The 11,863-nt window shown below is 39.1% G+C and carries 10 protein-coding genes; 1 reads left to right on the forward strand and 9 read right to left on the reverse strand.

Translation table 11 applies throughout. The features are described 5' to 3' along the window. Positions 1 to 2: 2 nt before the first annotated feature. The 4 genes from gyrA to xerA form a co-directional block, all read right to left on the reverse strand. Entirely contained in the window at positions 3 to 2,720 is a 2,718-nt protein-coding gene (gene gyrA / locus MSG66_RS15225; RefSeq protein WP_262472551.1) for a DNA gyrase subunit A, read from the reverse strand. Between the two features lie 366 nt (positions 2,721 to 3,086). Then, positions 3,087 to 4,019 (reverse strand): electron transfer flavoprotein subunit alpha/FixB family protein, encoded by a 933-nt coding sequence (locus tag MSG66_RS15230; protein WP_016137313.1) that lies wholly within the window; start codon positions 4,017 to 4,019, stop codon positions 3,087 to 3,089. Positions 4,020 to 4,036: 17 nt separating this feature from the next. After that, on the reverse strand, positions 4,037 to 4,786 hold the full coding sequence (locus tag MSG66_RS15235; protein ID WP_003650176.1) for an electron transfer flavoprotein subunit beta/FixA family protein: 750 nt from the start codon (positions 4,784 to 4,786) through the stop codon (positions 4,037 to 4,039). 461 nt (positions 4,787 to 5,247) lie between these two features. Beyond that, on the reverse strand, positions 5,248 to 6,138 hold the full coding sequence (gene xerA / locus MSG66_RS15240) for a site-specific tyrosine recombinase/integron integrase (protein WP_133976193.1): 891 nt from the start codon (positions 6,136 to 6,138) through the stop codon (positions 5,248 to 5,250). 172 nt (positions 6,139 to 6,310) lie between these two features. On the opposite strand from xerA, the gene MSG66_RS15245 reads away from it, so the two are divergent. Further along, entirely contained in the window at positions 6,311 to 6,934 is a 624-nt protein-coding gene (locus MSG66_RS15245; RefSeq protein WP_324654512.1) for a LysE family translocator, read from the forward strand. A 48-nt stretch (positions 6,935 to 6,982) separates the two neighbouring features. Here the strand turns inward: MSG66_RS15245 and MSG66_RS15250 are convergent, their stop codons facing one another. The 5 genes from MSG66_RS15250 to MSG66_RS15270 all read right to left on the reverse strand — a co-directional run bounded on the left by MSG66_RS15250 (position 6,983) and on the right by MSG66_RS15270 (position 11,585). Next, positions 6,983 to 7,588, reverse strand: coding sequence for an alpha/beta hydrolase (locus MSG66_RS15250; RefSeq protein ID WP_324654513.1), 606 nt, complete (start codon positions 7,586 to 7,588; stop codon positions 6,983 to 6,985). 102 nt (positions 7,589 to 7,690) lie between these two features. Next, positions 7,691 to 8,536: a diaminopimelate epimerase gene (gene dapF, locus MSG66_RS15255; RefSeq protein ID WP_042898521.1), complete on the reverse strand. Its 846-nt coding sequence runs from the start codon at positions 8,534 to 8,536 to the stop codon at positions 7,691 to 7,693. A 5-nt stretch (positions 8,537 to 8,541) separates the two neighbouring features. Beyond that, the gene (gene lysA / locus MSG66_RS15260) at positions 8,542 to 9,792 is read right to left on the reverse strand and encodes a diaminopimelate decarboxylase (protein WP_324654514.1); all 1,251 of its coding nucleotides are present in this window, start codon (positions 9,790 to 9,792) and stop codon (positions 8,542 to 8,544) included. Positions 9,793 to 9,814: 22 nt separating this feature from the next. After that, positions 9,815 to 10,039, reverse strand: coding sequence for an LPS translocon maturation chaperone LptM (gene lptM, locus MSG66_RS15265; RefSeq protein WP_262472542.1), 225 nt, complete (start codon positions 10,037 to 10,039; stop codon positions 9,815 to 9,817). 139 nt (positions 10,040 to 10,178) lie between these two features. Beyond that, positions 10,179 to 11,585 (reverse strand): amino acid permease, encoded by a 1,407-nt coding sequence (locus tag MSG66_RS15270; protein WP_133972171.1) that lies wholly within the window; start codon positions 11,583 to 11,585, stop codon positions 10,179 to 10,181. Positions 11,586 to 11,863 lie beyond the last annotated feature (278 nt).

Consider the following 11,863-nt stretch of genomic DNA (forward strand, 5'->3'; position numbering starts at 1 on the left):
ACTTATTCTTCTGACGCATCGTCATTCGTAGAAACTGCTTCTTCACCATCTAATTCTGAAGTATCAACTTCTCCTTCGAGAAACTCTTCTTCATCTTCAACGGCTGCAATTGATACAACACCAACTAAAGTTTCTTTTTCACTTAAACGAATCAGACGAACACCCTGTGCATTACGCCCAGTCATTGCAATTTCTACTGCACGAGTACGAACCAAAGTACCGCCATCAGAAATAAGCAGTAGTTCTTTAGTTTCATCAATAGAAACAGCACCTACAAGCTCACCGTTACGTTCACTGGTCTTAATTGCAATAACGCCTTTACCACCACGTTTTTTAGTAGGGAAGTCATTTACAGGCGTACGCTTACCATAACCATTCGCACTTGCACACAGAACCTCACCTGTTTCAGGCACGACTACAAGTGAAACGATACGACTAACTACATTTAAATCTGTTGAATCTTCATTATCATCTGATGCATCATTTTCAACGACGTCTGCATCTTCTTCAGTTAACATGCTACTTGCAATGCTAACGCGCATACCACGAACGCCTTTAGCTGTACGCCCCATTGCACGTACATCAGTTTCTGCAAAACGGATTGCTTTACCTTCATTTGAGAACAACATGATTTGCTGATTACCATCAGTAATCGCAACACCAATCAAGGTATCCTCTTCATTGAGTTCAATCGCACGTAAACCATTTGAACGGATATTAGCAAACTGTTCCAAATCAACACGTTTTACAGTACCCGAAGCTGTCGCCATAAATACGTAATGGTTTTCAAGGAACTGTGTTAGCGGCAAGATCGCTGTTACTGTTTCATTCGCATCTAAAGGCAACAAGTTCACAATTGGGCGGCCTTTTGCACCACGTGATGCTTGAGGCACTTCAAACACTCTAAGACGGTATACTTTACCTACGTTAGTAAAGCACAGCACAGTCGCATGGTTTGAAGCTACAATGAGATGTTGAATAAAGTCATCATCTTTCATTGAGGTTGCAGACTTACCACGTCCACCACGGCGCTGAGCCTGATAGTCTGAAAGCGGTTGAGTTTTTGCATAACCTGTTTGTGAAACTGTTAGTACAACTTGTTCTTCCGGAATTAAATCTTCACGGCTGAAATCAATACGAGATTCGATAATGTCAGTACGACGTGCATCGCCATATTGTTGTAAAACTTGCGCTAACTCTTCACGAATTACAGCCATCAATAAATTGAAATCATTAAGAATTGCCGTAAGTTCTGCAATTTGACCTAAAATTTCAGTGTATTCTGCATGTAATTTGTCTTGTTCAAGACCCGTTAAGCGATGCAAACGCAATTCTAGAATTGCACCCACTTGCGTTGGAGATAGGCGGTAAATCGTTTCAGATAAGCCAAATGGACGATCTGGGTTTTCCCCTTCAATTTCATCTGGACGTACAGAAATTGCACCAGCTTTTTCTAGTAAAGAAACAACGCCACCACCGGCCCACTCACCAGCAAGTAAACGCTCACGCGCTTCAGCCGGGTTAGCAGAAGTTTTAATGGTTTCGATAATTTCATCAATATTGGCTAAGGCAACAGTCAAGCCTTCCAAGATATGACCACGTTCACGTGCTTTACGCAATTCGAACATGGTACGGCGTGTCACTACTTCTTGGCGGTGACGGATAAATGCCGCAATAATATCTTTCAGATTCATCAATTTTGGCTGGCCATTGTCCAAGCAAACCATATTGATGCTGAATGAGTTTTCAAGCTGCGTATTTAAGAACAGGTTATTGACAACGATCTCAGCATTTTCACCACGCTTTAAATCAATCGCAATACGCATACCGTCTTTGTCAGACTCATCACGAAGTTCTGAAATACCTTCAAGTTTTTTCTCTTTAACCAACTCGGCAATACGTTCAATCACTCTTGCTTTATTGACTTGATATGGAATTTCGGTAAAGACGATCGTTGTACGTCCCGTCTTTTCATCTTCTTCGAAATGGTACTTACCACGAATATGTAGTCGGCCTTTACCTGTACGGTAAGCATCAACAATACCTGATTTACCGTAAATAATACCGCCTGTAGGAAAATCAGGACCAGTAATATATTCCATCAATCCTTCAATCGAGATATTTGGATTGTCTGCATAGGCTAAACATGCATTCACAACTTCTGTCATGTTGTGTGGTGCCATGTTGGTTGCCATACCAACAGCAATACCAGCAGCACCATTAATTAACAAGTTTGGAACACGTGTCGGAACCACCTGAGGAATACGCTCAGATCCGTCGTAGTTATCTTCCCAGTCAACAGTGTCTTTTTCTAGATCTGCAAGAAGTTCGTGCGCCAGTCTCGTCATACGGACTTCGGTATAACGCATTGCAGCTGCGCTATCACCATCAATCGAACCGAAGTTACCCTGACCATCTACCAATAAATAACGTAAGCTAAAGTCTTGAGCCATACGTACAATGGTTTCATAAACAGCTGAGTCACCATGAGGGTGATATTTACCGATTACGTCCCCAACAACACGTGCAGATTTCTTGTAGGCTTTGTTATAGTCATTGCCCAATTCGTGCATGGCAAATAGCACACGACGGTGAACAGGTTTTAGACCGTCTCTCACATCCGGCAATGCACGAGATACGATTACACTCATTGCGTAATCTAAATATGAATGCTTGAGTTCATCCTCAATGGCAATCGGTCGGATTTCCGATACGCTCATGCATACTCCTTCTTACAGATAGAAATTTCCATCTGCTTATATGTCTTGATCTTGCAAAAAATTTAGTTCCGAAAACTGAACTAAAGTCGAAAAAAATATAGCTGTATAGTATAGCACAAAAGCGCTTTGGAATGTACTGAATCTACAGGGTCAATCTGGTGATATTTGTATAATTTAATTGCATATTATTCTTATCATATCGCTGTAATGAGCATAGGTTCACCTTATTAAAACTATGTGATTTTTATTCTATAAAAATCAAACCTAAAATGAGATAACAAATCCAATTTAGTCCTCAACATCCATCTCTACAATAAAAAAACCCTTAGTAAAAACTAAGGGTTTTTTGACTTTAACCAGTAAGGATTAAAGTTTAGATACCAACTCAGGTACCACAGTGTTCAAATCACCAACTAACCAGTAGTCAGCAACACTGTTGATTGGCGCTTCTTCGTCTTTGTTGATTGCAACAATAACTTTAGAATCTTTCATACCAGCTAAATGCTGGATCGCACCAGAAATACCTACAGCAACATAAAGGTCAGGTGCAACGATCTTACCAGTTTGTCCAACCTGGAAGTCGTTAGGTACAAAGCCTGCATCAACTGCCGCACGTGAAGCACCTTGTGCTGCACCAAGCTTGTCAGCTAATGGGTCAAGTACTTTATGGTAGTTCTCACCAGAACCTACACCACGACCACCAGAAACAACAATGCGAGCAGCAGTCAATTCAGGACGGTCAAGTTTCACGATTTCTTCAGATACAAAATTAGAAATACCTGCATCTTTCGCTTCACTTACTGCTTCAACCGCAGCAGAACCACCTTCAGCAGCTACTGGATCAAATGCTGTACCACGAACTGTACCAACAATGATTGCTTCGTCAGATTGAACAGTCGCAATCGCGTTACCAGCGTAGATCGGACGTTTGAATGTATTCGCAGATTCAACAGAAATAATGTCTGTGATCATGCTTACATCAAGAAGAGCAGCAACACGTGGAAGAATGTTCTTACCAGTTGTTGTAGAAGCAGCTAATACGTATTTGTAACCTTTAGCCAAATCAGCAACTAAAGCAGCTACGTTTTCAGCTAACTGGTTTGCATAAGCTGCGTTGTCAGCAAGTAAAACCTTGCTTACACCAGCAACTTTAGCAGCAGCATCAGCAACTGCCTGAGCACCAGAACCAGCAACTAATACAGTAATATCACCACCGATTTTTTGTGCTGCAGCAACAACGTTTAAAGTAGCACCGTTAAGTACTTGGTTGTTGTGGTCAGCGATAACTAAAATACTCATGATTTTATCCTTCCGTATTAGATCACTTTCGCTTCATTTTTCAATTTTTCAACAAGCTCATCTACAGACTTCACTTGTACGCCAGCTTTACGTTCTGCTGGAGCTTCAACTTTAACAGTTTTAAGCTTAGTACCAGCTGTAACGCCATAATCAGCAGGAGATTTAGTATCAAGTGGCTTCTTACGAGCTTTCATGATGTTAGGCAATGCTGCATAACGTGGCTCATTCAAACGCAAATCAGTTGTAATGATTGCTGGAAGTGCCAGTTCAACAGTTTGTAAACCACCGTCAACTTCACGAGTTACTTGTACTTTGCCGCCATCAACTTTCACTTCAGAAGCGAATGTACCTTGGCCCGCACCTAATAATGCGCCAAGCATTTGACCTACTTGGTTAGAGTCATCATCAATTGCTTGTTTACCAAGAAGGATAAGTTCTGGTTTTTCAGCATCAACAACACCTTTTAAAATTTTAGCAACTTCTAAAGCGCCAATTTCATCAGTGGTTTCAACCAAAATACCGCGGTCTGCACCCAAAGCCATTGCAGAACGGATTTGTTCTTGAGCTTCTTTAGGACCAACAGAAACAACAACGATTTCTGATACTGTTCCTTTTTCTTTTAAGCGAACCGCTTCTTCTACTGCGATTTCACAAAATGGGTTAATTGACATTTTAACGTTAGTAAGGTCAACCCCACTATTGTCCGGCTTAACACGAACTTTGACGTTGGCATCAACCACGCGTTTTACAGCAACAAGAGCCTTCATGTAATCCTCGGCTGTTCTAGCAAAAGTAAATGTTGAGAAAAGTATATTAACTCTTCAATTAAAATTTTTTAGGTACCCTATCTTGCAATGTGTTTGGCATTTCGGTCAAGTCACAATTTCCGCTACTGCTATAAAAAAGATGAAATGCCCAGTTCATAAAAAAAATATTATGCCTTATTAGGTGCTATTTCATTCTTTTTACACTCTATTTTATGTATTGATTTTTATTATCTTTTTATCTTATTTAGCTTATTAGTCAGAAACATAAGATCGCCTTTAAATAATCGAGATTAGATGTTTTTGACTCAGGGGTACCGACAAAATATCCAAAGATCAAAATGGTCAATTTGACTATTTTCCCTATTTTTCTTAAACAAATTTCTAATAAAATACAAATGATGTCTACATTCGTATAAGACTTGCCATTTTAGTCAACTTTATTATTAAGATAGTTTTTAAATCTATTCATTCTTTTGCGCTCTTGGATGAGCTCGATCATAGACTTGCGCCAAATGATCAAAATCAATATGTGTATAAATTTGTGTGGTGGACAAATTACTATGACCTAACATTTCTTGTACTGATCGCAAATCACCACTACTTGATAACATATGACTAGCAAAACAATGTCTTAATAAATGAGGATGTAAATCTACATTCACGCCGGCCCTTTGCGCTTGCAGCTTTACACGTTTTTCAATTTGTCGCGGAGTTAACACGCCACCTCTTTGAGAAATAAAAACAAAAGCATTTTGATCAAAATGGCCTTTCCATATTTTGTAAATTTTTAGCCAATTCAATAGGCTTTCTTTCGCCTTTTTCCCGAACGGTACAATACGGGTTTTATTTCCTTTACCCGTAATACGTACCAGTTGCCTATTAAAATCTATATCTTTAATTGTTAATCCCTGCAACTCTGCCAGACGCAAACCACTTGAGTAAAGTAACTCCAACATGGCTTTATCACGTAACCACAGTTGCTGATCAATCGGTTTTTCAGGCATAGGTTGATCTAAAATTTGATTAACTGTTTCTATGTCGATCATACCGGGCAAAGGTCTAGGCTGACGTTTTAGCTTAAAATCATCAGTCGGGTTAATTTCTAAATATTTTCCTTGTTCAGCCCATTTCATGAACTGGCGAATTGAGGTGAGATGGCGCTGCATACTGCTTGAACTTAACTGGTCCCGCTCAACACGCTGGGCCAAATATTCACGTAAATCTGAAGCTTCGACATTTCTTAAATCAATTTGTTTGAGATCACAGAACTCAAGAAAGCTTTTAACATCTCTTTCATAAGCAGTAATCGTGTGCTCAGACTGGTTCTGAATTTTTCTTTCTTTTAACCACATTGAGAGCAGTTGTAATGCAAAATCCAAATTGCTCTCCATTTATTTGCTCATTTTATTTTTTCAGTGTACCAAAAAGTAGTTGATCAGGAAAATTGAGATCGTACAGCATAACAACTAACTACCTTATATATGTATTACACTTTACCTCAAGTATTTGTCGGAACCTTGCTGCATGACTACCTTACTCCTTCCTTACTTAATTGCGATTACACTACTTACCCTTACACCTGGTCTGGATACAACGTTAATTATTCGTACCGCCACACTCGAAGGTAAATCTAGAGCATTCCAAGCGGCAGTAGGTATTAGTCTTGGCTGTATTGCTTGGGGAATTGTGGTTGCTTGTGGTCTGGGGGCTTTGCTCATGGCTTCTGATTTAGCTTTTAATATATTGAAATGGATGGGAGCTGCTTATTTAGCTTGGCTGGGTTTGAATATGATTTTAAAACCACGTACTCAACTTGCAGAAATACAAAATAATAATTCAAACACTTCACCTTCACAGAATTGGTTTATTAAAGGTTTCTTGGGTAACTTACTTAATCCGAAAGTCGGCATTTTTTATATTTCATTTCTTCCCCAATTTATTCCACCGCAAGCATCGGCTGTCACTTGGATTATGGGGCTTGTGATGATTCATGTGGTGATTGGAACCTTATGGTCAATTTTATTAATTTTAGCCATGCAGCCACTTTCACGTTATCTTAAACAACCCAAATTTGTGAAATATATGGACCGAATTACGGGCAGTATTTTTGTGTTATTTGCTTTGAAATTGGCTTTGAGTAAAAGATAAATCTAAAAAGCGTGCTGATATAAAGCACGCTAAATAATAGTTAAAAATTTACATTAATTTTTTTAAGTAGTTTTCTATTTGGACTGCAACTTCATCGGCATGTTTTTCTGCTAATTGATGGTCCCCACCTTTAACAACATATAACGTCGAATTTTCAAACTTTCGATTTAAATATTGCCCCACTTCAACTGGACTCACTGGATCTTGGTCGCCCCAAATTAGTAAAGTTTCGACGCTTATATCTGACAAAAATTCTTCGTAGTTAATATTGGTAGTAACAAACCAATCTGGATATTTTAAAAAGGCTTGGCGATATGCTTCACGCCAATCTTGAATATTAAATGCAGAGAGATCGATTCCACCGGAAGTTACAATCAAGACCAGTCCTTTAACCAGTTGAGGTTTTTGCAACGCTGCGGCAACAGCAAAAATTCCTCCCATAGATTGAGCAATAATTACAGACTCATCATTAATTTGATTAAGAACATAGTTTGTTAAATCTTTAAAATTTTTAACCTCTACAGATTCTGGTGTATATCCAAAGCCCGGATAACCAATAATTTTTGTATGGTAATGCTGAGGTAGTTTTTCAATTAATGGATGCCAAAATGTAGTACTTCCTGAGGCACCGGGTAAGAAAATTAAATTATTCATATTTCTTATAAAGTAGTTAAATCAAATATTATTGTACATATAAAAGAAAGCCTCTTTTATCAGTTTAGCTGATGAAAAGAGGCTTCTATTTAGGTAACGCTATTAGCCTTGGAAATAACGTAAATCCAAACGCCCATCATACACATGGGTTGTTGGACCAGTCATCCAGACCACATCGCCTTCTTGCCATTCAATTTGTAACTTACCGCCAGCAAGCTCAACTTCCACTGAGTTGGCAAGTAAACCACGGCGCATACCACTTATCGCAGCAGCGCAAGCACCTGTACCGCATGCAAGTGTTTCACCTACACCACGTTCAAATACACGAAGGCGCACATGGTTTTCATCAATTACTTGCATAAATCCTGCGTTAACACGTTCAGGAAAACGTTTATGTGATTCAACTTGTGGACCAATACCCGCGACATCTGCTGTGAGCACATCAGGCACAATCGTTACGGCGTGAGGATTGCCCATATTGACCACATCAATACTAATATTTTGGTCGTTGGCTAACTCAAGTGTATATAAAGCTTCTGGCTGTTCAGCAACAAATGGAATTTCGTTCGGCAAGAATTTTGGGTAACCCATATTCACGCGTACCCAACCATTTTGCCCAAGCTCTGGCTTCACAATACCGGCTTTGGTTTGAACAGTAATATTGGTTTTGCTCGTTAAATGACGTTCATGTACAAAACGAGCAAAACAACGGACACCGTTACCACACTGTTCAACTTCAGAACCATCAGCATTAAAAATACGATATTTAAAATCTGCTTCTGGTAAATCTGGTGGTTCAACAATTAGAAGTTGGTCAAAACCAATACCAAAATGACGGTCAGCTAAGCGTTGAATTGTTTCTGTATCTAAATAAGCACGTTGGCTGATCAGATCAACCACCATAAAGTCATTGCCTAAGCCATGCATTTTAGTAAATTCTAATAACATCTCATTTACTCCTCTGGCAATAAACGTTCTTTTTCCCAAAGGGATTCAACTGTTTCACGTTCACGAATCAAATGAGCTTTATCACCTGACACCATCACTTCAGCAGCACGTCCACGTGTGTTGTAATTTGAACTCATTACAAAACCATAAGCGCCTGCACCGAGTACAGCTAACAAGTCATTTTCTTTTAAAGCCAATGAACGGTCTTTACCGATGAAATCACCTGTCTCACAGATTGCACCCACCAAATCCCAAGTTTTTTCTTCAGTATCTGAACTTGGCGCCACAGGCTGGATATCCATCCATGCTTCATATAATGCAGGACGAATTAAATCGTTCATTGCAGCATCAATAATGGCAAAATTACGATGACTCGTTGGTTTAAGCAAATCAACTTTTGTTAAAAGCACACCTGCATTTGCACTAATGCTACGGCCCGGCTCCATATAAACTTTGAGACCTAATTTTTCTAAAGCAGGTTTCATTGAATTGGCATATTCTTCAACACTTGGTGGTGTTTCATCTTTATAACAAACACCTAACCCGCCACCAATATCAATATGTTTAAGATTGATGCCAAGTTTTTTCAATTCATCGATCATCAACATGACACGGTCTAAAGCATCAACAAATGGCTTAGTCTCAGTTAATTGCGAACCGATGTGGCAGTCAATCCCAATAATTTCAAGGTTTGGTAAAGACGCTGCATATTGATAGGTTTCATAAACGGTATCACTTGGAATACCAAATTTATTTTCTTTAAGACCTGTTGAAATATAAGGATGTGTTTTTGCATCTACATCAGGATTTACACGTAAAGAAATCGGAGCTTTCTTACCCAAACGAGCCGCAACTTTTTGAAGACGATCTAGTTCGGCATAAGACTCTACATTAAAGCAAGCAATACCCACATTTAATGAAGTTTCAATATCAACTTCTGTTTTACCTAAACCCGAAAAGACAACTTTAGATGCATCTCCGCCAGCTTTGAGAACACGAGCAAGCTCACCACCAGACACAATATCAAAACCCGCACCGAGTTTTGCAAGCACATTCAAAACAGCTAAATTTGAGTTAGATTTCACCGCAAAACAGATTTGATGATCAATAAAGTTAAAGGCACGGTCCATATCTAAATAATGTTTTTCAAAAGCTGTTTTTGAATAAACATACAACGGTGTGCCAAATTGCTGCGCAAGCTGCTCGAGAGAACATTGCTCTGCATGCAATACTCCATTAATGCGGGTGAAACTCATGAAGGTGTCCTTATTTCAAAGCTTAAGGTGATGTTGTTTGGGTTGGAGCTGATGATGATTCAACTGGTTGTTCAGCTTCATCTTGTTTTTGCACAGCTTGTTTCGATTCGTTATTACGATAGAGCAAGTATTTTGCACGTTTGTCATAATTTGGATCAGAAGGTAATTGCAATACTCCTGACTGACCACAAGCGGTAAGCACAATACTGCTGCTCAATAAACTGATGAGGCAAATGGCACGACGCATCTGAGCACCTGATTTAAACAATTCGGTGCAGTATACCGTGATCAGGCAAACGGCTAAAGAGTAAACTTACCAGGAAAAACAATATCGATAAAAAAACGCCAGCTTTTCAGCCAGCGTTTGATTAGTACCAAGAAAAAACTTATTTTTTATGGCGCGGTTTATAGAAAAAGTAGTAACCAATAATCAGGATCACAAACCAGATCGGGCTAATTTTAAGTGCTCTGGCAGTATCTGCTTCTAAAGACAACACATAAATCATGCCAATGAAAAAAATAATCGTGATCCAGCATGTAAATAAACCACCCGGCAATTTAAATGTTGATTTAGCATGTAACTCAGGACGTGTAGTGTAATAACGGATATAACTCCAGATAATGAGTAACCACACACAAATAAACAAAATAGTTGAGAGTGTCGTCGCAAGCGTAAAGGCTTCAACAGTATTTGGTACAAAATACTGTAATGCTGCACCTAACAATAAACACGCAGCAGAGAAATACAATGCATTTGCTGGGACTGCACGTTTGTTAAGTTTACCAAAAGCTTTTGGTCCCTGATCTTCACGCGATAGACCAAATAACATACGGCTGGTTGAGAATACACCACTGTTCATTGATGACATTACAGATGACAACACGACTAAGTTCATCAAGATTGCCGCTGCAGCAATACCTGCCTGACTAAACAAGTTCACAAATGGACTGATGCTTGGATCAATTCTGTTCCATGGTGTTACTGACATGACGATCAATAGTGCCAACACATAGAAAATAATGATACGGATTGGAATTGAATTAATTGCTTTTGGCAAATTACGTGCTGGGTCTTTAGTTTCAGCAGCCGTTGTTCCAACAAGCTCGACACCAACGAAAGCAAAAATCGCGATCTGGAAGCCTGCTAAGAAACCATTCACACCAGTTGGGAAGAAACCACCGTTAGCCCAAAGATGAGTAAATGAAGCAACTTCACCTGTAGTAGAGGTAAAACCAGTAAAGATCATCCATAAACCCACAGCAATTAAAATGACAATTGCAAGGATCTTAACGAGAGCAAACCAGAACTCTAACTCACCAAATAGACGTACTGTTAACAGGTTTAAACCCATAATAAAGACAATAGCCGCAACACTAATCATTGCTCCTTCGACAGGCGAAAAAGGCAGACCATTATTAAAGAATTGTAAGTAATAGATAATCGCGGAAAGGTCAGCAATACCAATCGTGATCCAACATAACCAGTAAGTCCACCCTACAAAATAACCTGCCCATGGGCCAATTAAATCTGTTGTAAAGTCGATAAATGATTTATAGGCCAAATTTGAAAGGAGTAGTTCACCAAGCGCACGCATGACAAAAAACACCATTAAACCAATAATCAGATAAATAAATAAGATAGATGGACCAGCAAGGCTAATGGTTTTACCTGATCCCATAAATAATCCGGTACCAATTGCACCGCCGATCGCAATCAGCTGTAAATGCCGATTGGAAAGGCTACGATGGAGTTCACCTTGTTCATGAGGTTCACTCAAATTTTGATTCGACATCTTATGAATACACTCCAGTAATTTTTTTAGTCCGTTAGCCAAAATCAAATCAAAAAGTTGATATCGCACCATTTGCAGGTATCTTTTAAATGTATATTTTTTGACAACTTTTCAGCTAACCAATTTTTGTCTGTATTGCCGATGATTTCAAGCTACATACAATTATGGCCGATAATACGCACAAGCTCATTTCAAAACAACGCACTTTTAAGTCAACTTTTGTCTGACAAGTTCATTCTTTCATACAAATAAAAAAGGTAGTCCTAAGACTACCCTTC

It is taken from the genome of Acinetobacter sp. IK31, assembly GCF_035615195.1.
Taxonomy (GTDB): domain Bacteria; phylum Pseudomonadota; class Gammaproteobacteria; order Pseudomonadales; family Moraxellaceae; genus Acinetobacter; species Acinetobacter calcoaceticus_C.

Bases quoted from the DNA above. Each gene is read 5' to 3' on its own strand.
- MSG66_RS15235 (WP_003650176.1), bottom strand. From the start codon at position 4,786: ATGAAGGCTCTTGTTGCTGTAAAACGCGTGGTTGATGCCAACGTCAAA.
- MSG66_RS15230 (WP_016137313.1), bottom strand. From the start codon at position 4,019: ATGAGTATTTTAGTTATCGCTGACCACAACAACCAAGTACTTAACGGT.
- gyrA (WP_262472551.1), bottom strand. From the start codon at position 2,720: ATGAGCGTATCGGAAATCCGACCGATTGCCATTGAGGATGAACTCAAG.
- MSG66_RS15270 (WP_133972171.1), bottom strand. From the start codon at position 11,585: ATGTCGAATCAAAATTTGAGTGAACCTCATGAACAAGGTGAACTCCAT.
- xerA (WP_133976193.1), bottom strand. From the start codon at position 6,138: ATGTGGTTAAAAGAAAGAAAAATTCAGAACCAGTCTGAGCACACGATT.
- lptM (WP_262472542.1), bottom strand. From the start codon at position 10,039: ATGCGTCGTGCCATTTGCCTCATCAGTTTATTGAGCAGCAGTATTGTG.
- MSG66_RS15245 (WP_324654512.1), top strand. From the start codon at position 6,311: ATGACTACCTTACTCCTTCCTTACTTAATTGCGATTACACTACTTACC.
- lysA (WP_324654514.1), bottom strand. From the start codon at position 9,792: ATGAGTTTCACCCGCATTAATGGAGTATTGCATGCAGAGCAATGTTCT.
- dapF (WP_042898521.1), bottom strand. From the start codon at position 8,536: ATGTTATTAGAATTTACTAAAATGCATGGCTTAGGCAATGACTTTATG.
- MSG66_RS15250 (WP_324654513.1), bottom strand. From the start codon at position 7,588: ATGAATAATTTAATTTTCTTACCCGGTGCCTCAGGAAGTACTACATTT.